Below are 21,357 nucleotides of genomic sequence, written 5' to 3' on the forward strand. Positions count from 1 at the left end.
ACGCATGCTGAGACTTTGCGTTGAAATAAGGCGAAATCCAGGACGAGCCAACCCGAATTCCGCCACACTTCGAAACAGCCCTAGGATCAGTAAATCAATTCAACGGGATGCCGAGGGATACCGGGTCGCGGATGGATGTGAACAAGCCGCGTCATCGATCCCGGGCGAGAGCGCATCGATTACTATCCCCCCAATCAGCGTGCGCAGAGGGTCTTCCGAACGTCAGAATTTCACGCCGAGATATGTTCTATCATCGGCCCAATGGGACGAGGTGGACCCCTTCGGCGATGGGTAAAGGAGGACCTTCGCAGGATCCTCCCGCTCGGCCTCGGCGAAGGCCTTTTCCCACGCAACGACGCCGAAACCGTCTCCGGGCTTGAAATATCCGTCCGAATAGATCTCGACCGTCCTGACCTCGGAGCGAGGGAAACGCTCGATCCTGATCATGTGCTGCGGCACCTCGAATCCGTCGATGCAAGGATAGCCGAGCTGCAGGGTGGCATTGTTCTGGTAGCCGCCCTGCGCGTTGACGATCCCGCCCCGCACGAGATTCTCGATGTCGGCTTCGGCCACATGCGGCAGAGCCTCGCGATTAGCCGCGATGGCACGTTTCTCGATGAGCGCCAAGTCGGCGGCATCGAGGATGTCGGCCACGGCATCGAGGGGCTGGCGCGTGCCGTGCCACGTGACGCGACGGGACACTTGCTCCTGCTTTTCGGGATCGGACGTCTTGCGCCCGATCACGGGCCAGGCCTGCCGACGCAGGATGGACGTGATCAGGTCGAGATCCTTCTCCATCCGGAGAACGTGCTCGCCGTTGATGCGCACGCCACTGTCGCCGACGAGGATCACATCTAGAGTTTCGGCCTGAACGAGCACGAGAGCCAGTGCCGCCGAGAGGCGCAGGTTCCAATCCTTCAGGACCTTCTCTGCCGTTCCGTGGGCCTTATAGGCCGCGGCGATTTCCGCCGTCAGCGCGTGGACGACCGCAAGGCCGTCCATGCGCGCTTCGGGTACGCTCAGCATGTGTTCGAGCGCGCGTTTGATGGTCACGGCCGCATACTGACCGGAGAGCATTCCTTCGTAACGGGTGCCGAGGCGATCCGTGACTCCGTCGATGACCGCATAGGCGCGGCCCGGCAGGATGACGATCTGGTCCTCATTAGCATGAGGCGCAGCGGGATTCTTCGCCTCGGAGAATGCTTCGATCAGCATGTCGACTTCATGACCTCAAGCGGTGACGGCTCAACGATTCTGCAGAGCCGACTTCCACTTGGCGACCCATTCGTTGCGGTTCTGTGCCACCTTCTTGATGTCGTAGTCAACGAGCTTGATTTCGCTGATGGGCTTGAGGCCGGCACCGGTCACGTCCTTGCGGACCGAACGGCGTCCGATCTCGGAGACGAGCTGCTCCTGCACCGGCTTCGAGAGAAGCCAATCGATGAACACCTTGCCGTTCTCCGCATGCGGAGCGCCCTTCACCAGAGCGACGCCATCGGCCACCGTCGACGATCCGTCTTCCGGATAGACGATCGCGACGTTGCCGCCGCCCTTCACGTAATCGAGGGCGTTGTCCTCGAGCGTGAGGCCCACGAGCGCCTCACCGTCGTTGACGTAGCGCGGAACGGCGCCCGACGAATCCGAAAGGTTCATGTTGGCCAGGATCTTGTTGTAGACATCCCAGCCCTTGTCGCCATGGCCGATCAACACGGTTGCGAGCTGCTGGAAGCTGGAGCCCGAGGTATCGGCACGGGCGGAAGAAACCTTGCCCTTCCATTTGGGATCGCCGAGTTCGGCCCACGTCTTGGGATAGTCGGCGGGCTTCAACTCCTTGTTGTTGACCGCCATGACCAGCAGAATGCCCGTGTAGGGGATCCATTCCGGGCTGACCTTGTAGTTCGGCAGAAGGGCGTCATCCTCCTTCGGCTTGTAGACCGCCAGCAGGTCCTTGCTGTCCTCGAGCTGCTCGCCGCCGATGCTCCAGATCACGTCGGCCTTCGCCGATGCGGATTCGGCCTTGACGCGCTTGATGATGTCGCCCGATCCGGCCTTCACCACGTCGACCTTGATGCCAGTTTCCTTCTCGAACTTCGGTACTAGTGCGTCGACGATGGATGCCTTATGAGCGGTATAGACCACGACGGTTTTGTCTTGGGCCATGGCCGCAGCTGTGAGGGACGCGAGCAGCACGCCCGCGGTCAGTCCGACTTTCAACATAAAATCCTCCCGGGGAATTCGTTAGCCAGGTAAAGGCATGTTGCTGAAGGCGGTAACTTTTGTAAAGTCAGAGCCTTCCGAGGCGTGGATAAACCAACAAGGGAGCCAAGTGTGGCCGATTTGAAGATCCAGGGGCTGGCCAAGAGCTACAAGGACGTGCGGGTCCTGGAAAGCATCGATCTCGATATCGCATCCGGAGAATTCTTCACGCTTCTGGGCCCCTCGGGCTGCGGCAAGACCACCCTCCTGCGAACGATCGCCGGTTTCCAGCATCAGGATCGGGGCGAAATCGTCGTCAACGGCGAACGGATCGACCACAAGCCCGCGCACAAGCGCGATATCGGAATGGTGTTCCAGGATTACGCCGTCTTCCCACACCTGTCGGTTGCAGACAACGTCGCCTTCGGCCTCAAGGCGCGTTCTCTCCCAAAAAGCGAGATCGAAGCGCGGGTGGCCGAGAGCCTCAAAATGGTACGCCTCGACGGGTATCAGAACCGCCTTCCGGCCGAAATGTCGGGCGGCCAGCAGCAGCGCATCGGCCTCGCCCGCGCGATGGCGATCCGCCCGACCCTTCTGCTCATGGACGAGCCGCTCTCGAACCTCGATGCGAAGCTGCGCATCGAACTGCGCGAGGATATCCGCGACATCCAGCGGCGCCTCGGGATCACGACCATCTACGTCACTCACGATCAGGAGGAGGCTCTCGCGGTCTCGGACCGAATCTGCGTGATGAACAAGGGCAATGTCGAGCAGATCGGCACTCCGTTCGAGATCTACCGCAAGCCTCTGCGCCGGTTCGCGGCCTCCTTCGTCGGTACCATGAACTTTCTCCCCGGCCGCCTCGATGGCGGACGCCTGTCCGTCGGCAGCCAGTCCATCGCCTACCCGGCGATCGAGTCCGACGCGGTCGAAGTCGCGATCCGTCCTGAAAACGTGCAGCTTTCGCTCGCGCCCGCGGAAGGCGGGAGTCTCGCTCTCAAGGGCGAGGTGATGAAGGTCACCTTCCTCGGTCGCGAGGCCCATTATACTCTCAAGACAGAAGCCGGTGAGATCGTGGCCCAGGTGGCCGATCCGGCGCACGACTTCATCGAGATGGAAGGACGTCCGGTCGAAGTCCAGCTTCCGCAGTCGAAGATCGTTCTCTTCCGCCCCAATGGCGACGTGATCGACGCGGGACGGGCATGATGAAAAGGCGCGCTCGCTTCGATATCTGGACCTTCGTTCTCATTGCGGCCTGGGTGATCCTCATCGCGCTGCTGATCTGGCCCTTGTCGTCGGTTCTGCGCGCCAGCCTGATCGATAATGACACGGGGGCCTTCTCCCTCGTTCATTATGTAGAGATCGCCACCATCAGGGCCTATCAGCGCGCCATCGGGAACACCATGCTCGCCGGAATCGGCGGCATGGCCGGCGCCCTTATCCTCGGTGTCACCCTCGCCTTCGTGACGACGCGTTTTCACATCTACGGCCGGGCCCTCATCCAAACGCTTGCCGTGGTGGCGTTGGTGTCGCCGCCCTTCATCGGCGCCTATGCCTGGATCGTGCTGTTCGGCGCGAGCGGCGTCGTGCGCAAGGGGCTCGCGGAGATCGGCCTTTCCATTCCGCCCCTCTACGGCGCGGCGGGAGTGATCCTCGTCTTCGCCTTCAAGTTCTTCCCCCACGTTTTCCTGATCACGTCCGGTGCGCTCGCTGCGATCAACCGCTCCGTCGAGGAGGCGGCGGAGAGCCTCGGCGTGTCTCCGATAAAACGCCTCTTCACGATCACGTTCCCGCTGATCCTGCCGGCGATTTCCGCCAGCGCGCTGCTCACCTTCGTCCTCTCCATTGCAGATTTCGGGACACCGCGCATCATCGGCCGCGATTTCAACGTTCTGGCCACGGAGGCCTTCAATCTCTACGGCAGTGAAGTCGGCGGCAATCCGGGAATGGCGTCGGCGCTCAGCATCGTGCTGATCGTCCTCTCGATGATCGTCGTTTTCGGACAGCGCTGGGTTCTTCGCAAGAACGTTTACCACAGCAACCTCATCAAGAAGCCGGAACGCCAGCACGTCGGTGGCCTCAAGGCATTGGGCCTTCACATCCTCGCCTATGCCATCGTACTGATTGGCGCGCTCCCGGCCATCATCGTGGTGCTGTTCTCGTTCCGTCGCACGAGCGGGCCGGTGTTCCAGCCCGGCGTGAGCCTGCAGAGCTATGAGCGCGTCATCTCGACCGTCTCGGACCCGATCTGGAATACCCTCATCTTCTCCTCCGTCGCGGTGGTGGCCATCGTCATCACGGGAACCCTGATCGGCTACCTCATTTCCCGACGCCCCGGCATCGCCACGGGCGCGCTCGACGCCCTTCTGATGGTTCCCTACGTGGTGCCCGGCATCGTCATGGGCATCGCCTTCATCACCCGCTTCAACGAGCCGCCGCTCGCATTGACCGGAACCGGCCTCATCATCATCATGGCGGTCTTCGTCCGGCGCCTTCCCTACTCGGCGCGTTCGGTCGCCGCAGCGCTGAAGCAGGTGGGCCCCAACCTGGAGGACGCGGCGGTGAGCCTCGGCTACTCGCCGGGCAAGGCCTTCTTGAAGGTGACAGTGCCGCTGATCCTGCCCGGCATCATGGCCGGCGCGCTCATGAGCTTCGTCACGGCCATGAACGAGCTGTCCTCCTCGCTGGTGCTCTATGTGGGCAGCACCATCACCATGCCGGTGCGGATCTACCTCTCTGTCATGGACGGCGAATACGGCACGGCCTCGGCCCTTTCGACGATCCTCCTGGCGATGACGGTCGCCGCCGTTTACGCGGCCTTCCATCTGTCGGGCCGGAAGGAAAGTGCCCTTCTCTGACGGGCGATCGCCGGTTGCCTACATCGGCTGACGGGCTGCGTGGCAATCGGCAGCGTGCTCCCCGCGGCCCGGCACGCGTCGTGAACATGATGTTCAGGATTAATGACTGCCCGCGAGGCAAGAGCTCTCTCGCGGGCCGCGGCTATAAAGAATTTGGTCGCTGTCCGGAAATGCCAAGGAACGGGCCGAAACGGTCAAGCAAGGCAGCCTCAATCCATCATGATGTCCTTCGCAAAGGCCCTTCCCGCTCCCCTTGTCTCGCCTTTGTAAACTCAAGCCCCATCCGTAAAATGCGGATGGGGCAATCTTTATGCGCGAACAGGATTTCACGGAAAAGGCACGGGAGCCGAAGCCCACGATCCGAGGCATCGCCCCGGCCTGTCCATCGCAATGGCTCGAAGTGTCAAGAGATTGTCCGTTTCGATCAAGCAGGACGACTCGGCAGATTTAGAGTGAACGAATCGTTTGTGCTTCACACACCGGCATCCCGTCGCGCGTGCGGTGGGCTTGTCCACATCGTCGTAAAATCTTGATCCAAGTTGGGCTGGAGAGCCTGAGACACGGGTGGTTTCCAGCCTCATCGCGCCTTCCCAGTGGCGTTGGACAACGGCCGGCGAAGGACTTCCAGGACAGCAATCACGGACCGATTGAGGGAGGATGGATGCCGATGAGAGAAGAGGCGAAGCCGACTCTTGAGCCTAACGAAACCGCGCAACGGATTACGAACGACGTTGCCGAAACGCTCCGCGCCAGCATCGAAAACCTGCACATCATTGCCCGAACTCTGCAGGAAGCGGTTGAGAACAGCGCCTGCACGATGTCCGAGTTAGCCCGTCACTCGTCCCGGCAACTCACAAGTGTCGGCGACGGGAGCGACGGGGAGGCCCGGCGAAGGATCGAGGAATCGTCGCGAAGGCTTCGGGCGGTGGTTGAAACCGGCACCGCTCTCGCCCGAGCGTTCGAAGAGCTTTCCCGCGAATGGTTCCGCTTCAACCAAAGGCGATTGACCAGCAATCTCGACGGTTTCAACGCTCTCGTCTGCTGCCGGTCGACGAACGAGTTTCTCAGCATCCAGAGCTCCCTCGTCGCCGACAACCTCGAGCAGAGTCTGAAGAGTTTCCGGAGGCTTGCCGAGGTTGCCATCCGGATGGCCGATGATGCATCGATGACCTTGACAGTTCAGCCGGAGGAAACCACGGTTCAGATGGAGACGGCCCCCCAGCGGGCCCGCCGCGCCGGCGCGAGTGCCTAGCGCATCGTGTCGACCCAGCGGGCCGCGAAGCGCGATCTGAATGACAAGGATACGACGGGGACAGAGTACAAACGGCGGTCGCCGTACGAACCAAAGAGGCCCCAATCCTTGATCGTCTCGGGTCAGAGCCGGACATGTGGCTCAAATTGTCAAGGACCTGTCCCAATCCATCAAGCGCAATCAGCCCAGTGAGGTAGCCTGATCTGCTGCACCGGGTCCGCGTTTCGCCGACGCGGGTTTCCGGTTCCGCACGAGGCGCCAAGGAGGTAGATATGCGAAAACTCGCCACGGTCGCCGTTGCTGCCCTCATGGTGACCGGCAGTATCGGATCTGCGGATGCACAATATTGGAGAGGCCGCGGTTGGGGCTACCACGGCTACCACGGCGGGTATTATGGCTACCATAACGGCTGGGGCGGAGGTGGTGTGGCTGCTGGTCTGATCGGCGGAGCGATCCTTGGAGGCCTTCTCACGGCAGCCGCGACCGCCCCCGCTTACGGATATGGGTACGGATACGGCTATCCAGGTTACGGCTATTACGGGCCATGGCCAGGATACTACTATCCCGGCTATGCTTACTATTACAGGCCGCCCGTCTACTATGCACCGCGTTACTACTACCCGCGCGCGGTCTATTACGGCCCACGCTACTATCCGCGCCGCTTCTATTATGGACCGCGCTATTTCGGTGCGTACCGGGGATTTTATGGACCGCGCCACTTCGGTGCGTATCGGGGCTTTTACGGACCGCGCCACTTCGGGGGGCGCGTCGCGTATCGTCGCTATCGGTAAAGGCCGCGCCCTATGATCACGCCGCTGCATCAACCCATGCAACGGCGTTCCGCATCGGCGTCAAAGGCAGGCTGCAATGCCGCCTCCACGCAGGCTGGGGGATCGATTTAATCCCCCGCCCTGTCGTATTTTCACCTAGCCAATTCTCCGGCACCAAGGTTTCAATAATTGTCACAGGCCCAAACGCGCCTGACGACGACAGTCCCATTGGGATTGACGAAGCGGCGGACAACCCAGCTACAATCATTGCCGTAAGTCACATCGTAATAAGGATAATCGTAGGCCCCGTAATCACCGTAGTCGTAATAATACGGATAGCTCACGGCCCCGAGCGCCAAGCCGGCCGCCAGGCCGTAATAGGGATAGCGCCAGCCATAGTACCCGTTCCGGTAGCGCCAGCCATAGCGTGGATAGTTCCAACCATATCGCGGATAGTAGCCGGCCCGGCCCGGATAGGCGCCGATTCCGGGGCGGTACATCCCCCTAGGCCCATAGACACCGACCGGAGCAAAGCGGCCCGCCGAGCGATAGGCTCCAGGGGCGAAGCCTGGCCGGATCATGCCGGCCCCTGCCATGCCGGCGCGCGGCATAGCGCCGATGCTGCCCGTGCGGATCGGGTACCCGCCGAATGAGCGTCCTGCCGCCGAAGGAACGAAAACCCTGGGGCCCATCCCGCCGAAACCGCCACCTCCGACGCGCGCCCCCCCGCCGAAACCACCGCCGAAGCGTCCGCCGCCTCCGAAACCACCTCCGCTATGGAAGGCGCCTCGTTGAGCCGCAGCCTCGCCCGGCACGATCAAGGCGCCCGCCAAGACGGCCCCCAGAGCTACGAGTAATCTGTTCATCCTACCCTCCCGTTTATCGACAGGTGCACAGCACAGGCCGAAACAAGCTGCAGTGAACGGAACATTGTGGTCCAATCGGGCCCACTTGCTTGATCACTTGGGACAGGCGAGTTGACATTTTTGGTAAGCATGCCGCGGACGAAAGAATGCCTTTAAGCCTTTTGCGCTTTTGACAGCCTGAGCTTCAGTCCGCAGATTGGCCTGCTCTTGGCGCATCGTGCAAAAATGTAGCCCCGGTTTTTGCAGCAAACGATGCGCTCACCCGATGCTCTAGGGAGGTGCGACGATGCCCGTAGATCGTGCGATGCTGAAGCAGGCTCTGAGTGAACTCGTCAGGCTCAGGGGCGGAGCAGAAAACCCGACGCGTTTTCTTGCTCAGCTTTACAGCTCTGCCTTGAGCGAATGGGCCGGGGAACTCGGGGTGGATCGCCACAAGCTCAACAAGCTGGTCCATTTCAAGGAAGCGATTTCCGACCGCCGCCTCAATTGAAACCGATGCGGGTGAGGCAGCCGCGCAGGTGAACACGACTTTGCGGGTGCCACGCCATTGATCATTAATGGGAACGTCCATTTCATGTATCATGGTGTTTTGCGGCAACCATTGCGGGCCGCGAGCCCAGAGGTGTCCCCATGACACTTTTCCAAGATCGCGAACGAGCGTTCGAGCAGATGTTCGCGCATGACGAAGAAGCGCGCTTCAGAGCGCTGGCGAAGCGGAACAGATTGCTGGGGCAATGGGCTGCTTCGCAGCTCGGCCTCACGGGAGAGAAAGCCGAAGCGTATGTCAGGGAAATCGGCAGCGGCATCGCGGCACGCATCGTCGATGAGAACCTCGTCGCAAAGCTCCGGGCGGATTTCGACACTTATGGGATCGACAAGACCGATGACCAGATCCGTGAGAAAATGGCCGAACTGATGGCGGTGGCCGTCAATCAAGTCCGCTCGAACACATGGTAGAACGGTTCGGAGCGACAAGCGCGAACAGGTTCAACGCTCGCCCCGCCGCTCTCGACCGTTCATGGAATTCGTGTAGATGGCCATCAGTTTGGACATCTCGGCGTTGTAGTCACGCAACGTTTCCTCCACCCAGCGCGACTGAATCGCCACCGCATCCGCAAAATTCCTGCAGTCGAGAACTTCGCGCATGGCCGTGCCGTCTTTCTCGAGACGCTTGGACACGAAATCCAACATCTCGCGCTGGCATTGGCTCGTGGCAGAGAGCCACGCTTCCGCAGTCTTCGCCGCAGCTTGACCGTTGTTCATGGGCATGGTCGGCTCCTTTGCACTCCGCGTCGTGTCCGACGTCGACGACCTCCTTGATGCAGTTGTCATCGGCAATTCTCCTCGAACTTGCTCGTATCGAAAGGTTTTCGTTATGGCCTTCCAGGCGAAGGGCGACCGAACAGGGCCCCGGCGTCTGCGCCGACTGGATTGCTACAGGAGAATGGCCAGTGCAGCGATACCGGCCCGCCGGATGTGCGCGAGAGGAGCGGATATCTTCGAAGCTGTCCTTTTCGCGGTGATGTCCGGTTTAAGAGTCATCGATCATCAGGCTCTGATGCCATGGCCTCCGTTGACGGCGGAGGATTGTCAGTGAAGTCATCAGGGCACGTCCTGCCAGTCCCGGCGAGTCCGAACCAGTACAGCGCGAGCAGTATGATATTTCCTTCGCAATGTGCTTGACGGATTGGGCCATGGGCCTGACAGTTCGGGACACCGATGCAAAAATGAGCAGGCATGTTCTTTGGCTTCATCGCGGCCACTCGCCGCCCCGCCGATAATGGCCGCTCATGGTTTGTAGATCACCTTCCAGTCTTTCTTCATGTCGACCACCAGCCAGCCGCGCTTTGGGGCCTCATCGAGCGCCTTATCGAGCTCGCCGATAAGGGATCGGCGGTCGTAGGCGTACTCGCGCTCGGCATCCGTGTGATGGACGATCAGGGCCAAGCGCGCCCCCGTGTTCAACGTGGTCCATTGCAGCATCTGGATGTCGCCGTCGGAATTCCCCGCCGCGAAGACCGGACGGCGGCCGATGAAGCGATCGATCCCCACAGGCTTGCCCGGACCATTGTCGATGAAATCGACCTGCGGCAGCTTATCGATGACCGGCGTGTCGCCCTCCAGCCGGTACGCGGTTTTGCCGCTCGATCCGATCACCTGCTCAGGCGGGATGCCGTAGACCTTCTCGGTCCAGGGCCGCATGAAATCGACCCCGCCGCCGGAGACAATGAAGGTCTTGAACCCGTTGGCCCTCAGATAGGCCAGCAATTCGACCATCGGCTGGTATGCCAGCGATGGGTAAGGCCTGTCGAAGCGTGGATGTCGCGCAGTCGCGAGCCAGTCTGAAACCGTTTTCTCGAACTCCGTCGTGGTCATTCCGCTATGGGTGGCGGCCATCAGGTCGGCGATGCCCTGCTCTCCGAGCGCGGCCAAGTCGGCTTTATCGCTGCTCAGGATGGCCTTGAACGGCTGCCTGCTCGCCAGATCCGGGTTGGATCGGGCGATCTCCCTGGCGCGGGCGAAAACGAACTCGGCCTGAACATACATGGGCTGCTCCGTCCAGAGAGTGCCGTCATTGTCGAAGGTGGCGATCCGCTCCTCGACCGGAACGAAGTCGGGGCTCCCCTGCACGGTCACGCGCCTGACGAAGTCCGTGATGGCGGCTTTCGCCGGCCCGTCGTTCCAGGATTGGAGCGGGTCGGGCTGTGCCGTGGCCTGGAATGCAACCAGTCCCGTGACCATGGCCGCCGCCATGAGGATGCGCATTGCTTTCAAGAACCTCATCATCGCTCCTCTCCGAAGATGTTACCCGGAGTCGATCCTCACCGCCCCGAAGTGGGCCCATGGCCGAGCCTTGCCTGCCAGTCTCTGGACCGGACGCTTTACGGCATTCGCCGTGATCTTGGGTCCCATGCTCTCGGCGACCGGACGGAACAGGGCTCCCTGCAGCTCGGGCGCAAGCCTCTCCAATCGGTCGTCGACCCGCATCGAACCATAAAGGCTCGCACGGTCCACGAAACCGCCGACGATGGCCTGGATGGTGCCTGCCGGCCCGTCCCTGTCCAGCCACGTCGGATGTCACGCGGCTGCGGGAACAAAGCCATCATGTCTTCGGGCGGACACCGCCGTTGACGGATCTGGTGCAGATTGTCATCAGCTTCGTGGTCTCGGCATTATAGTCGCGGAGGGTTTCCTCCATCCAGCGAACGTGGACGGCTGCGGCGTCAGCCAGGTTCTTGCAGCCCATCATTTCCCTGGCCGCTTCCCCGTCCTTCTCAAGTCGCATGGATATGAAGCCGAGCATCTCGCGCTGGCATTCGGCGGTGGCCGCGAACCAGGTTTCTGCTGCGTTCGCCAGAGCCTGGCCGCTGCCATCGGGCAATGCGCCCCCGGCGGCGCCGCGCAGCGTCTCCGATATCCCCGATGTCTTTGGCATGGTGGCCATGGATCTTCCTCCTTTTTGCGCTTCAGAATGAAAGGGTCGTCTTCACCTGCTCCAGACGGCTGATGGCGAAATCCGCCTCCCTGCGGGCACGGTCGTCCCGCATTGCCTCGCGCATGGTTTCCAGACGCACGATCTCCTCGTCGAGACGATCGCGCGTGAGCTCCTCCGGCGGCAGCGCCCTCTCGGCCAGAACCGACACGCTGCGGCCGGTGATCTCGACGAACCCGCCCCTCACGAAAGCGCGGTGGCCGTGCCCTTGGGTATCAGTCACCGCGATGACGCCGGGGTTGAGCATCACCATGATCGCCTCGTGCCCCGGCATGACGGTCATGTCGCCCTCGGTGGCCGGCAGCATCACCGCCCGCACTTCGCCGGAGAACAGGATCCGCTCCGGTGAGATGAGCTCAAAAAGCATCGTAGCCACGGCATTCCTCCTTCATGGTGATATTCAGTGTCCGCCCCCAAGCACGAGTGTCTGGATCGGATACATCAGCGCCTGAATGCGCAGGATCAGGGCATGCACGAGCCCGACGCCGTCCACGACGTGGAGCACGACCTTTCGCATCGTGCTGGTTTCGGGAGCGATGATTTCTTCGTGGTGGCTGGAATAGGCATTGACGACGCAGCTACTGCCGGGCGTCACGCCATCGAACCCGCCCTCGTAGAGGGGCTCGAGGAAGGCCAGGATGGTTCCCGGCCGGACCACCTGCTGCGGGTCGATCAGTTGCTCGCCGCTGCGGAGCTGGCCGGCGGCGATGTAGTCCTGCACTCCGGTCACGACCATCGGGATGATCGTCCAGGGCTTCGACGCGCAGGTGGCCTCGGCGACCATGCCGACCTGCATCACCTGGGCCTCGACCTGGCCGAACCCGGCCTGCAGGCGGCCCCGGCCGGATCCTTCCGGGATTAGAACACCGGCCGGGCGCATCAGCGGGTTGACGACGTCGCCCACCCGGAGCGTGAATTGCTCCACACGTCCGTCCACCCCGGCCCGAACGACGGTCTTGTCCAGCTCCACCTCGGCCTGCGCCAGTTCGGCCTCGGCACTGGCCTTCTCGGCAGGCAATAGGGTGGAGATCCGCGTCTCCGCCTGTTCCTTGGCGGCAACGGCGGCGTCGATGCCGCCCTGGCGCCCCTGCACCGCGACCTGCAGCTTCTCGATGTCTCGCGTGGCAACGGCTCCCGGATTGCGACGGTAGATCTCCTGCTTGGTTGCCAGCTCATCCACGGCCTGCTGATAGGCGCTCCTGGCCTCCTGGATCCTGCCTTCGGCCGCCACGACATCGGTCCGTGCGGCCACCAGTTCCGCGTCGACTTGGGCGATCTTGCGGCGAGCGGTCTCCACCGCTGCCTCCTGCTTCGAGCTGTCGAGCCGGAAGATCGGCTGTCCCTGCTTGACCTCGCCGCTGACGCCAAGATTGACCTCGGCCACGCGCCCATTCGTCTCGGGCAGAACCGGAATGGTCCGGAAGTACGCCGTGGCGTTCGCGGTTGCCGGGTGATTGTAGAAGACGGTCGTGATCAGCCCGATGGTGAGCATCAGGCAAAGCGTGATGCCCCATCTCAATTCGAACCATACCGAGTAGAGCGTGATCTCCTTGCCGAGCCGCTTGCCCTGTCCATAGCGGCGATAGAGATAGTCCGGCAGGATCGTCAGCATGGAGCAGAGAAGAAGCTCAAGCATGGGACTGCTCCTTTGGCACGCGATAAGGAGTGACGGTCGTCGGCACATCCACTGTGCCTTCGTCATGGGCGGCGGGAACACTCTCGTCCGGTACGTTCTCCGCGCCCCCGCCCGGCGGTATGCCGGCAATCTTCTCAAGAGATCCCGCCATCCTGCGGAGCGGGTGCCCGAGATCGGGAAGGTCAATCAGGGCGAGCAACAGGCCTATGACCCAGAAGATATGCATGTGAGTGAACAGGGACAGCAGGCCCAGCACCGCTACGATCTCGAACTGGATCTTCTGCGACTTATGAGCCATGCGCTCGGGCAGCGTATGCAGGCGCAGGAACAGAAGGCCGACCGCCAGCACAGCGAGCAGCAGAAACACCGCTGTGACCACCATGAGCACATCGGTCTTGCCGGGTGCGGTGATGAAAATCGGAAGATGGTGGGGTGCGGCGGGGTTCATCGATGCAGTCATGTCGCGTCTCCCATGGAAGGCATGGCGGCAGCTCCAGCCGCGGCCTTCGGGATTGTTGGTTTTGACAGTTCCGGTGAGACCGCGAGCTCGGCCTCGGTTGCGGCGATGACGTCCTCGATGCTGACGCCGTCCTGCGTCTCCAGAAGAGTGGCGCGTCCCTCCGGAAAGCCGATCACTGCGAGTTCCGTGACAACGAGATCCACCGGCCGGTTCGAGGTGAGCGGAAGCGAGCATTCGCGGACGATCTTCGAGCGCCCTTTGGCGGTATGCTGCATAGCCACGATGACGCGCTTGGCCCCGGTCACGAGGTCCATGGCGCCCCCCATCCCAGGCACCATCTTGCCCGGCACCATCCAGTTGGCGAGATGGCCATGCTGATCGACCTGAAGGCCGCCGAGCACCGTGATGTCGAGATGCCCTCCGCGGATCAAACCGAATGACATGGCGCTGTCGAATGTGGATGCTCCCGGCAACGCGGTCACGGGTTTCCCGCCCGCGTCGGTCAGCCAGGGGAGCACCATGCCGGGTTCGGGCACGGGACCGGTACCGATGAGGCCGTTTTCGGACTGAAAGAAGACGTGGATCCCCTTGGGGACGAAGTTGGCCACGAGGGTCGGGATGCCGATGCCGAGATTGACCAGCATGCCATCCTGCAGCTCCCGTGCGATACGTCTGGCGATAAGGGATTGTGCATCCATGGCCTTACCCTTTCGCGATGAGGTAATCGACGACCGGAGCGGGCGTCATGACGTGGTCGGGCGCGACGACTCCGACGGGAACGATGTTCTCGGCCTGGACCACGACGGTATCAGCGGCCATCGCCATCAGCGGGTTGAAGTTGCGCGCCGTGAGGACATACGAGAGATTACCGAGGTAATCGGCGATGAACGCATGCACGAGCGCGAAGTCGGCGCGCAGCGCCGGCTCCAGCAGATACGGGCGGCCATCGACGTCGATCGTCTGCTTGCCTTCTTCGACGACCGTGCCGATGCCGGTCGGGGTCAGGATGCCGCCGAGACCATGGCCACCGGCGCGGATGCGCTCGGCGAGCGTGCCCTGCGGAACGAGGTCCACCTGCAGGTTGCCCGCGAGCATCTGCCTCTGCGTCTCGGGATTCAGGCCGATATGGCTCACGATCACCCGCCGAAGCAGCCCCGCATCGACCAGCTTGCCGATGCCGATGCCGGGCGCCGCAGTGTCGTTGGCGATGACCGTCAAATCGGACTTCTTCTGGCGCACGATCTCGTCGACCACCGGCTCGGGCGTGCCAACCCCCATGAACCCGCCGACCATCAGCGTGGCCCCCGCCGGGATCATCGTAACGGCGTCCTGGAGCGTAATGGTTTTCATCGAGGCCTCCCTCCCCTTTTGCCCCTGATCAGGTCGCGCCGGGCGCGGTCTCGCTGGCGCGCCCCCAATCCTGGAACAGGGTGTGTGCGATCGCGAGCAGCACGGGGCCAAGAAAGACACCGATGATCCCGAAGGTCAGCAGGCCGCCGAGCACGCCGAGAAAGACCAGGACCATCGGCATCCGGATGCCGCGGCTGATCAGGTATGGACGCAGAACGTTGTCGAGGCTGCCGACGACAAGGCCGTTCCAGAGCATCACGAACACGGCCCATCCGGTATGTCCGTCGGACATCAGCCAGAGGCCAGCCGGCAGCCAGAGGAGCACGAGCCCCATCGGCAGCAAAGTCAGAACCACTCCCACGGCACCCAGCACGATGGCGCCGGGAACGCCCGCGAGCCAGAAGCTGAAGCCGAGCAGGATCCCCTGCACCAGGGCAGTGCCGAGAACTCCGTTGACGACGCTCTTGATGGTGGCGCCCGCCGCCCTCAGCACATGGTGAGCCCGCCAGCCGCCCAGGCGCGCCATCGCCCATTCGAGGCGGCGCTCGACGGAGGCGCCGTCCCGGTAGAGGAAGAAGGCGAGCACGATGCCGAAGCCCACCTGGAGCGTTCCGGAGAGGAGCGTGGCCCCCTGGCGCAGCGCCCAATCCCGCAACGGCCCCACATAAGGTGCCAATGCCGGCCCGAGACCTTTCCCTTGCTCCGACGCCTCAAGCCAGATCCGCTCCGCTTCGTGCCCGAACATGGGCACGCGCCCGAGCCATGCGGGCGGTGGCAGTCCCTGATCGATGCCGGAGCGCACGGTCGCGCTGAGCCGCGCAACGTCGTCCGCCAGGTTCGCGCCCAACGCCATCAGCGGGAGCACGAGCAGAGCCGCGATAATCAGGGTCATGAGCAGGGCAGCGGCAGTCGGACGCCGTCCGAGCCCCTTCTCGAGCTTCCGAAACAGCGACCACGTGGAGACGCAGAGCGTGACAGCGAGGAAGATGGCGTTGAGAAATGGCGTCAGGATATAGACGCAGCCGGCGGCCAGCATCAGAAGCAGCACGAGTCCGATCGCCTTCTCGACGTATGACGCCTCGGCGGACGTTGCCCGTTCCCGGCTGTTCATTGCGTCGCGATGGTCCACTGAACGCACTGTTCTCTCCCGATGTGATGTGGCCGCTAGCACCCGATGCAAACGCTGCGCAGGGTGCGGTTCAGCCGGCGGTCCATCGCATGAACCTTCCTTTCGGCCTCCGACCCACCTTTTTCCTCCTTCGTCTGCTGCACGTCCTTCTGCTGAACGGACGAGGGTGTCGGCTGACGCGGCTTCGTGCGATCAGGCTGCGAAAGCGGCTCGCCCGGCGCTTGGGCCCATGCCGCCCCTGCCAGAAGGACGGCACATGCAGCGATGATGCCGATGCGCCTTCGCGGACCGAAGAGACCGAACGTCATCCTGACCTCCCTTTGTTCGGACAATCACGCGTGAGGCTGGCCTCATGCCATGATGCTCAGTCCGCCATCGACGTAGGTGGTCGTCCCCGTCAGCCTCCTGGCGAAGGGTGTCGTCAGATAGGCCGCCGTGAGACCGACATCGTCGATGTCGACCAGTTCGCCGATGGGGGCCCGCTCGATGGCCTCGGACAGGAGGACGTCGAAATCCTTCAGCCCGGAGGCCGCCCGCGTCTTCAGAGGGCCCGGCGAGATCGCATGTACCCGGATATGCTTGTCACCCAACTCATATGCGAGATAGCGGACGGCGCTCTCCAGCGCCGCCTTCACGGGACCCATCAGATTGTAGTTCGGAACCACCTTGTTGGCGCCGTGATAGCTCATCGCCAGGAGCGTTCCGCCATGGTGCATCAACGGTTCGGCGAGCCGGGCCATACGAACGAAGGAGTGACAGGAGACGTCCATCGCCACCTTGAAACCCTCGTCCGAACTGTCGACGAGCCGCCCCTGCAGGTCCTGTTTCGGCGCGAACGCGATCGAATGGAGCGCAATGTCGAGGCTGCCCCAGGTCGTGCGGATCTGCTGGAAGACCGCTTCGAGCTGACCGGCTTGGGCCACGTCGCAGGGCGCAAAGACCGACGCCCCGAGTTCCTTGGCGAGAGGCTCCACATAGGGTTTTGCCTTCTCGTTGAGGTAGGTGACGGCAAGATCGGCGCCGAGCTCGCGGAAGATCCGAGCGCAGCCATAGGCGATCGAATGCTCGTTGGCGATGCCGACGATGAGAGCCCGCTTGCCGTGCAGGATCTTCGATTGAATGGCGACTTTCGTCTGTTCGGCCTGTCGATCGTTCATGAGCTTGCCCTTGTGCGTCGGTTGTCACGTGGCTGACGAACCGATCCCGACCTTGATGCTGTCCCGGAGCCGCCCTCCACCTCGCGCTCCACCAGCGTCACGGTGATCGGCTCCGCCTTGGTTTTGGCGGCGGTCTCGTTTTCGGAGAGAAGGCGCCGGATCTCGCCCAGCAGGGTCATCTGCTTTTCGTTGGCTTCGATCCTGCCCGCCACGCGGTCGAGCAGATCGAGCAGCCTGTGCCGGTCCTCGGAAGTCCGCAGGAGCTTGGGAAGGGCGAGGAGCGCCTTCACCGGTTCGAAGTCGACGATGTAGGATTGCTCGCGTATGAGCTCGCGGGCAGCCTCCATCGGCATGTCGAGCAGACCGCTGTCCTCTCCGATCAGCTCCCGTGTCCGCTTCATGGCCGAGAGCCGCCGCCGCCCGGTGCCCGCCTTCATCAGCAGAAGCGCCGCGCGGACCGTGGCCTTCATCCGATCGCCTTCCTCGATGCGCGACAGCGCCTCCTTCACGAGAGGGGCATTGCGCACGTCGAACCGCTCTTGCGCGCCGGGCTCCTGCTCCTCCATGGCCATGCCGATGCTGGCGGGGCCATAGGTGCGAAAGAAAATGTTCTCAACCGCCGCATCGCGAAGGTCGCGGTAGAGATCCCACGAAGCGGAGGTGACGGCGGCAGCGCAGCGCTCCACTTTTGCCGCCGGACCGTCATCGTCACGCGGTGCCCGGTTCGCCTTCGCCATATCCGCTATGCCTTTGAGCGGCCACAGGAGAGGATTGAGGTCGGAAACGGCCCAGCGTTGAACCCTCTGGGGATTGAATGCCCTGACGAGCCCGGCCGCAGCCGGCGTGACCAACGGCCCTACGAACGGATGCACGAAGGTCTCGTAGGCGGACGCGAGCGCCTCCGATGTCTTCTCGACCGCCTCGAACGGCATCTCGTCCTTACGGCTGTATTTCTGGAGGACCTGCAGGTCCTCGACCCGCATTTCGGCCAGAGCCACGTCGTAGCGGACCTTACCGTCCGATTTACTCTCCTCCACGTGCATTCTGTAGAGGCCCGGCGGCTGATGTTCGATGTATTCGATGAGATCGACGATATGCGTGTATTCCCGCTTGGCGACCGCGCCTGAGACGAAGATGCCAAGATGGCCGACGCTCTCGTGCATCAGGCCGACGATCACCTGCCCATTGGCTTTCAGCGCCTCGGTGGTGGGATACAGATCGGCCACCCAGTTGAACGCCTGTTGCGGCGGCGTGATGTTGTCGCCGAGCGACGCGAACACGATGATCGGCGACTTGATCGACCGCAGGTCGAAAGCACGGCCCTCGGACCACTCGGCGTCACCGGCCGCCAGATTGTTGCCCACGAAAAGGTTCTCGACGATCCACTTGATCTCCTGCCGGTTCATCAGGAAGAAGCCGCCCCACCAACGTTCGAATTCCAGGAAGCGATCGGGTTCCGTGTCGATCTTCGAGAAGAGCGTGTAGTACTTGTCGAGATAGGTGTTGGCCGGGTTGAGATATTCGAAGTTTTCAACGAGGTAGGCGCCATCGAACTTGCCGGCGCCGAGATCGCTGGCCAGGAGCGCCGGCCAGAGACCGCCGAGAATGCCGCCCGCGTAACGCATCGGATTCTCGCCGTCGTTGCCGGCCCAATACGACATCGGCGCTCCGTTGATCACGATCGGGCCGACGAGGTCCGGCTCGACGGCCCCGACCAGCATCGAGGCCCAGCCACCCTGGCAGTTGCCGAACAGGACGGGCTTATGAGTCTTGGGATGGCGCTCGCCGACAATGCGCAGGAATTCGGCCTCTGCCCGGGAAACGTCGGCGAGGGTCTGCCCAGGCATTGGATCGGGGAAAAAGATCACGAAATAGACCGGGTGCCCTGCCTTGAGCGCCACTCCGACCTGGGAGTCGAGCTTGAACCCGCCAATGCCGGGCCCGTGGCCTGCCCGCGGATCGATGATGACGAAGGGCCGAAGCTCAGGATCCGTCTTGATGCCGACCGGCGGGACGATGCGCACGAGAGCGTAGTTCACGGGGTGCTCGAACATGCGGGCGTCGGCGACCATCTCCCACTCAAAGGCCAAAAGTGGCGGCTTGCCGGCTTTCTCGTGCTCGATCCAATTGTTGCCGCGCTGGCGCAGCGTGTCCCAGAACAGGACCGAGCGTTGGCCGAAATCTAGCCAATAGGCGCTGACGTCGCGCCAGAGATCGAGAGGCGACACCGATCGGACCGGCTCCTTTCTCAACGGCTCGCCCGCAACCCTCACGGCATCGAGGTAACGCTGCATGGCTCTGGTGCAGCGTTCGTGATAGACCTCGGTCACCTTCGCCTGTGAGCGAGCGAGCTTCGTCAGCCGAGCCTGCCCGTCGTCCTGGTGTTCGATCTTGGTTTCGCCGTCCCGCATCGCATTCATCCCGTCCAGAGTTGGCTTGCGAAGAAGCTCATTTCTTGGTTTCGCCCCATTTGAGGAAGAAGCCGACATCGCCCGGCAATCCACCCGGCCACTCGATGATCATCGCGCTCAACCGAAATCCGGCCGGCCTGAGCTGATCGCGCCACAGCTCATAGGCCTGACGCGGGCGTCCGGTGAGGGTTTCCGGCCAGGATTCGTCCGAGTTGTTGATCGCGCGGCCCTTATCCGAGCAAAGTGCGCTGGGAAAGCGCATGACCATGAGCTCGGTCTGGCCGCGCTCCGCCGCCGCCCGCAGCTTGGTCCGCAACGGCTGCAGGATCTCCTTCAACCGCTCGGGGGAGAGGTCGAGGGGCTCAGACAGCCGCTTGATCAGCTCGTCGCGTGCCTTGCCGGCCTTATCCATCCCATCGACCGACTTCATGGCTTTGGCCATTTGCATCTCGGTCATATAGTTGCGCAGATCGGCGGCCGACATGAACGTCTCGTCGGCAAGCTCCTCCTGGGCCTTCGACTCGCCCGGCTTGGTCTTTAGGGTTTCCATGACGTCAATCTCCGTGTTCAGGATGCAAGTTTGGCTTGCGTCGCGCCGAGGACGCTCTGCGTCTGCCGGGCGATCACGAATTCCTCGTTGGTGGGGATGACCCATGCCGTGGGGTCGGATCCGGCGGAGATCCGAGGTCCACCGGCGCGGTTGGCCGCCTCGTCCAGCGTAAGCCCCGCCCATGCGAGCCCGGCGATCACCTCGGCGCGGGTCGCCGCGTCGTTCTCGCCGATGCCGCCCGTGAAGACGAGCGCGTCGAGCCCGCCGAGCGCCGCGACCAACGAACCGATTTCACGCCTGATGCGATAGACGAAGAGGTCGATGGCGCGCTTGGCGTCGGCATTGGTCGGGGCATTGGCCCGCAGCACGCGCATGTCGTTCGACAGGCCGGAAACGCCGAGCAGACCGGACTTGGTGTAGAGCACGCGCTCAGCCTCGTCCGGGCTGAGCTTCATTTCCCGAAGCATGAAGAAGACGACTCCGGCATCGACGGCGCCACAGCGCGTTCCCATCGGAAGACCGTCGAGAGCTGAGAAACCCATCGTCGTCGCGATGCTCACCCCCCCGTCGAGGGCACAGAGGCTCGCGCCGTTCCCGAGATGAGCGACGATGACCCTCCCCTCGGCGAGGCGTGGAGCGTAGTTCTTCAGCACGGAAGAAATGTAGTCGTACGACAGCCCGTGAAAGCCATAGCGCCGCACGCCGCGCTCGCGCATTTCACGCGGAATGGCAAACAGGGTCGCGATATCGGACTGTGTCCGGTGAAAGGCGGTGTCGAAACAGGCAACCTGCGGCAGCCCCGGCAGGCGCCGGCGCACGATCCGGATCGGCTCCAGGTTGTGGGGCTGGTGCAGGGGGGCGAGCGGCACCAGAGTTTCCAACTTCTGGACCACGTCTTCATCAATGAGCACGGGGCCGGAAAAGCTCTCTCCGCCATGGACCACCCTGTGCCCGATGGCCGCGAGCTTGCGCCCCTCCTGATGCTGCCGCAGCCACGAGACGAGGTGCATCAGTGCCTCCTCGTGTCCGAGCCGGTCGCCGGAGTTCCACGTCATCTCGTCGAGGAATTGTCCCGAGGCATCCTTGACGACAAAGTGCGCCGGTCCGCCTAACCCTTCGAACAACCCCTTGAAGGCGACGCGCGGCTCAGCGCCGTCCGGCGTGTCGTAAACCTGGAACTTGAGGCTCGACGAACCCGCGTTGAGGACGATGAGGACGGGCACCATGGC

At 62.7% G+C, this 21,357-nt stretch carries 23 protein-coding genes; 6 read left to right on the forward strand and 17 right to left on the reverse strand.

All coding sequences use genetic code 11. The features are described 5' to 3' along the window. Window positions 1-222: 222 nt before the first annotated feature. Both ACS5Q0_RS20700 and ACS5Q0_RS20705 read right to left on the reverse strand, forming a co-directional pair. Window positions 223-1,215, reverse strand: coding sequence for a hypothetical protein (locus ACS5Q0_RS20700; RefSeq protein WP_473128540.1), 993 nt, complete (start codon window positions 1,213-1,215; stop codon window positions 223-225). Between the two features lie 30 nt (window positions 1,216-1,245). Beyond that, window positions 1,246-2,217, reverse strand: coding sequence for an extracellular solute-binding protein (locus tag ACS5Q0_RS20705; RefSeq protein WP_473128541.1), 972 nt, complete (start codon window positions 2,215-2,217; stop codon window positions 1,246-1,248). 111 nt (window positions 2,218-2,328) lie between these two features. Between ACS5Q0_RS20705 and ACS5Q0_RS20710 the strand changes: the two genes are divergently transcribed. The 4 genes from ACS5Q0_RS20710 (at window position 2,329) to ACS5Q0_RS20725 (ending at window position 7,097) form a co-directional block, all read left to right on the forward strand. Continuing rightward, window positions 2,329-3,402 (forward strand): ABC transporter ATP-binding protein, encoded by a 1,074-nt coding sequence (locus tag ACS5Q0_RS20710; protein ID WP_473128542.1) that lies wholly within the window; start codon window positions 2,329-2,331, stop codon window positions 3,400-3,402. Beyond that, window positions 3,399-5,054, forward strand: a complete 1,656-nt coding sequence (locus ACS5Q0_RS20715; protein ID WP_473128543.1) for an ABC transporter permease — start codon at window positions 3,399-3,401, stop codon at window positions 5,052-5,054. The genes ACS5Q0_RS20710 and ACS5Q0_RS20715 overlap by 4 nt, the downstream gene beginning before the upstream one ends. Before the next feature lie 661 nt (window positions 5,055-5,715). Continuing rightward, the gene (locus ACS5Q0_RS20720) at window positions 5,716-6,306 is read left to right on the forward strand and encodes a phasin family protein (RefSeq protein ID WP_473128544.1); all 591 of its coding nucleotides are present in this window, start codon (window positions 5,716-5,718) and stop codon (window positions 6,304-6,306) included. A gap of 272 nt (window positions 6,307-6,578) precedes the next feature. Continuing rightward, window positions 6,579-7,097: a BA14K family protein gene (locus tag ACS5Q0_RS20725; RefSeq protein WP_473128545.1), complete on the forward strand. Its 519-nt coding sequence runs from the start codon at window positions 6,579-6,581 to the stop codon at window positions 7,095-7,097. Between the two features lie 161 nt (window positions 7,098-7,258). On the opposite strand, the gene ACS5Q0_RS20730 is transcribed toward ACS5Q0_RS20725, so the two are convergent. Beyond that, entirely contained in the window at window positions 7,259-7,942 is a 684-nt protein-coding gene (locus ACS5Q0_RS20730; protein WP_473128546.1) for a hypothetical protein, read from the reverse strand. Between the two features lie 286 nt (window positions 7,943-8,228). Between ACS5Q0_RS20730 and ACS5Q0_RS20735 the strand changes: the two genes are divergently transcribed. Both ACS5Q0_RS20735 and ACS5Q0_RS20740 read left to right on the forward strand, forming a co-directional pair. Further along, a complete protein-coding gene (locus ACS5Q0_RS20735) occupies window positions 8,229-8,432 on the forward strand; it encodes a hypothetical protein (protein ID WP_473128547.1) in 204 nt (67 codons plus the stop codon). A gap of 140 nt (window positions 8,433-8,572) precedes the next feature. Next, a complete protein-coding gene (locus tag ACS5Q0_RS20740) occupies window positions 8,573-8,899 on the forward strand; it encodes a DUF1476 domain-containing protein (RefSeq protein WP_473128548.1) in 327 nt (108 codons plus the stop codon). A gap of 30 nt (window positions 8,900-8,929) precedes the next feature. On the opposite strand, the gene ACS5Q0_RS20745 is transcribed toward ACS5Q0_RS20740, so the two are convergent. The 14 genes from ACS5Q0_RS20745 to ACS5Q0_RS20810 form a co-directional block, all read right to left on the reverse strand. Beyond that, window positions 8,930-9,211, reverse strand: a complete 282-nt coding sequence (locus ACS5Q0_RS20745; RefSeq protein WP_473128549.1) for a phasin family protein — start codon at window positions 9,209-9,211, stop codon at window positions 8,930-8,932. Between the two features lie 519 nt (window positions 9,212-9,730). Continuing rightward, a complete protein-coding gene (locus tag ACS5Q0_RS20750; protein ID WP_473128550.1) occupies window positions 9,731-10,729 on the reverse strand; it encodes an HAD family hydrolase in 999 nt (332 codons plus the stop codon). Between the two features lie 316 nt (window positions 10,730-11,045). Continuing rightward, on the reverse strand, window positions 11,046-11,387 hold the full coding sequence (locus ACS5Q0_RS20755) for a phasin family protein (RefSeq protein ID WP_473128551.1): 342 nt from the start codon (window positions 11,385-11,387) through the stop codon (window positions 11,046-11,048). Window positions 11,388-11,409: 22 nt separating this feature from the next. After that, complete coding sequence (atpC, locus tag ACS5Q0_RS20760; protein ID WP_473128587.1) at window positions 11,410-11,802, reverse strand: ATP synthase F1 subunit epsilon; 393 nt, start codon at window positions 11,800-11,802, stop codon at window positions 11,410-11,412. 33 nt (window positions 11,803-11,835) lie between these two features. After that, window positions 11,836-13,071, reverse strand: coding sequence for an HlyD family secretion protein (locus tag ACS5Q0_RS20765; protein ID WP_473128552.1), 1,236 nt, complete (start codon window positions 13,069-13,071; stop codon window positions 11,836-11,838). Then, a complete protein-coding gene (locus ACS5Q0_RS20770) occupies window positions 13,064-13,531 on the reverse strand; it encodes a hypothetical protein (protein ID WP_473128553.1) in 468 nt (155 codons plus the stop codon). Before ACS5Q0_RS20770 ends, ACS5Q0_RS20765 begins: the two co-directional genes overlap by 8 nt. Then, complete coding sequence (locus ACS5Q0_RS20775; protein WP_473128554.1) at window positions 13,528-14,229, reverse strand: 3-oxoacid CoA-transferase subunit B; 702 nt, start codon at window positions 14,227-14,229, stop codon at window positions 13,528-13,530. The genes ACS5Q0_RS20770 and ACS5Q0_RS20775 overlap by 4 nt, the downstream gene beginning before the upstream one ends. 4 nt (window positions 14,230-14,233) lie before the next feature. Next, window positions 14,234-14,881: a CoA transferase subunit A gene (locus ACS5Q0_RS20780; RefSeq protein WP_473128555.1), complete on the reverse strand. Its 648-nt coding sequence runs from the start codon at window positions 14,879-14,881 to the stop codon at window positions 14,234-14,236. 28 nt (window positions 14,882-14,909) lie between these two features. Further along, entirely contained in the window at window positions 14,910-16,019 is a 1,110-nt protein-coding gene (locus tag ACS5Q0_RS20785) for an AI-2E family transporter (protein WP_473128556.1), read from the reverse strand. A gap of 26 nt (window positions 16,020-16,045) precedes the next feature. Next, entirely contained in the window at window positions 16,046-16,318 is a 273-nt protein-coding gene (locus tag ACS5Q0_RS20790) for a hypothetical protein (RefSeq protein ID WP_473128557.1), read from the reverse strand. Window positions 16,319-16,360: 42 nt separating this feature from the next. Then, window positions 16,361-17,167: an enoyl-ACP reductase FabI gene (gene fabI / locus ACS5Q0_RS20795; protein ID WP_473128558.1), complete on the reverse strand. Its 807-nt coding sequence runs from the start codon at window positions 17,165-17,167 to the stop codon at window positions 16,361-16,363. Next, window positions 17,164-19,578 carry a DUF3141 domain-containing protein gene (locus tag ACS5Q0_RS20800; protein ID WP_473128559.1) on the reverse strand — a complete coding sequence of 805 codons (2,415 nt, stop codon included), beginning with the start codon at window positions 19,576-19,578 and terminating at the stop codon, window positions 17,164-17,166. The genes fabI and ACS5Q0_RS20800 overlap by 4 nt, the downstream gene beginning before the upstream one ends. A gap of 37 nt (window positions 19,579-19,615) precedes the next feature. Further along, complete coding sequence (locus ACS5Q0_RS20805) at window positions 19,616-20,128, reverse strand: hypothetical protein (RefSeq protein WP_473128560.1); 513 nt, start codon at window positions 20,126-20,128, stop codon at window positions 19,616-19,618. A 17-nt stretch (window positions 20,129-20,145) separates the two neighbouring features. Continuing rightward, window positions 20,146-21,354, reverse strand: a complete 1,209-nt coding sequence (locus ACS5Q0_RS20810; protein WP_473128561.1) for an acetate/propionate family kinase — start codon at window positions 21,352-21,354, stop codon at window positions 20,146-20,148. Window positions 21,355-21,357 lie beyond the last annotated feature (3 nt).

The organism is Microvirga sp. HS2 (assembly GCF_055792805.1).

What these genes read in the sequence shown, in the direction of transcription:
- ACS5Q0_RS20810 (WP_473128561.1), bottom strand. Translation starts at nt 21,354, where the DNA reads ATGGTGCCCGTCCTCATCGTCCTCAACGCGGGTTCGTCGAGCCTCAAG.
- ACS5Q0_RS20805 (WP_473128560.1), bottom strand. Translation starts at nt 20,128, where the DNA reads ATGGAAACCCTAAAGACCAAGCCGGGCGAGTCGAAGGCCCAGGAGGAG.
- ACS5Q0_RS20730 (WP_473128546.1), bottom strand. Translation starts at nt 7,942, where the DNA reads ATGAACAGATTACTCGTAGCTCTGGGGGCCGTCTTGGCGGGCGCCTTG.
- ACS5Q0_RS20750 (WP_473128550.1), bottom strand. Translation starts at nt 10,729, where the DNA reads ATGATGAGGTTCTTGAAAGCAATGCGCATCCTCATGGCGGCGGCCATG.
- ACS5Q0_RS20735 (WP_473128547.1), top strand. Translation starts at nt 8,229, where the DNA reads ATGCCCGTAGATCGTGCGATGCTGAAGCAGGCTCTGAGTGAACTCGTC.
- ACS5Q0_RS20800 (WP_473128559.1), bottom strand. Translation starts at nt 19,578, where the DNA reads ATGCGGGACGGCGAAACCAAGATCGAACACCAGGACGACGGGCAGGCT.
- ACS5Q0_RS20755 (WP_473128551.1), bottom strand. Translation starts at nt 11,387, where the DNA reads ATGGCCACCATGCCAAAGACATCGGGGATATCGGAGACGCTGCGCGGC.
- ACS5Q0_RS20770 (WP_473128553.1), bottom strand. Translation starts at nt 13,531, where the DNA reads ATGACTGCATCGATGAACCCCGCCGCACCCCACCATCTTCCGATTTTC.
- ACS5Q0_RS20700 (WP_473128540.1), bottom strand. Translation starts at nt 1,215, where the DNA reads ATGCTGATCGAAGCATTCTCCGAGGCGAAGAATCCCGCTGCGCCTCAT.
- ACS5Q0_RS20715 (WP_473128543.1), top strand. Translation starts at nt 3,399, where the DNA reads ATGATGAAAAGGCGCGCTCGCTTCGATATCTGGACCTTCGTTCTCATT.
- ACS5Q0_RS20790 (WP_473128557.1), bottom strand. Translation starts at nt 16,318, where the DNA reads ATGACGTTCGGTCTCTTCGGTCCGCGAAGGCGCATCGGCATCATCGCT.
- ACS5Q0_RS20780 (WP_473128555.1), bottom strand. Translation starts at nt 14,881, where the DNA reads ATGAAAACCATTACGCTCCAGGACGCCGTTACGATGATCCCGGCGGGG.
- fabI (WP_473128558.1), bottom strand. Translation starts at nt 17,167, where the DNA reads ATGAACGATCGACAGGCCGAACAGACGAAAGTCGCCATTCAATCGAAG.
- ACS5Q0_RS20775 (WP_473128554.1), bottom strand. Translation starts at nt 14,229, where the DNA reads ATGGATGCACAATCCCTTATCGCCAGACGTATCGCACGGGAGCTGCAG.
- ACS5Q0_RS20740 (WP_473128548.1), top strand. Translation starts at nt 8,573, where the DNA reads ATGACACTTTTCCAAGATCGCGAACGAGCGTTCGAGCAGATGTTCGCG.
- ACS5Q0_RS20705 (WP_473128541.1), bottom strand. Translation starts at nt 2,217, where the DNA reads ATGTTGAAAGTCGGACTGACCGCGGGCGTGCTGCTCGCGTCCCTCACA.
- ACS5Q0_RS20745 (WP_473128549.1), bottom strand. Translation starts at nt 9,211, where the DNA reads ATGCCCATGAACAACGGTCAAGCTGCGGCGAAGACTGCGGAAGCGTGG.
- ACS5Q0_RS20725 (WP_473128545.1), top strand. Translation starts at nt 6,579, where the DNA reads ATGCGAAAACTCGCCACGGTCGCCGTTGCTGCCCTCATGGTGACCGGC.
- atpC (WP_473128587.1), bottom strand. Translation starts at nt 11,802, where the DNA reads ATGCTTTTTGAGCTCATCTCACCGGAGCGGATCCTGTTCTCCGGCGAA.
- ACS5Q0_RS20720 (WP_473128544.1), top strand. Translation starts at nt 5,716, where the DNA reads ATGCCGATGAGAGAAGAGGCGAAGCCGACTCTTGAGCCTAACGAAACC.
- ACS5Q0_RS20765 (WP_473128552.1), bottom strand. Translation starts at nt 13,071, where the DNA reads ATGCTTGAGCTTCTTCTCTGCTCCATGCTGACGATCCTGCCGGACTAT.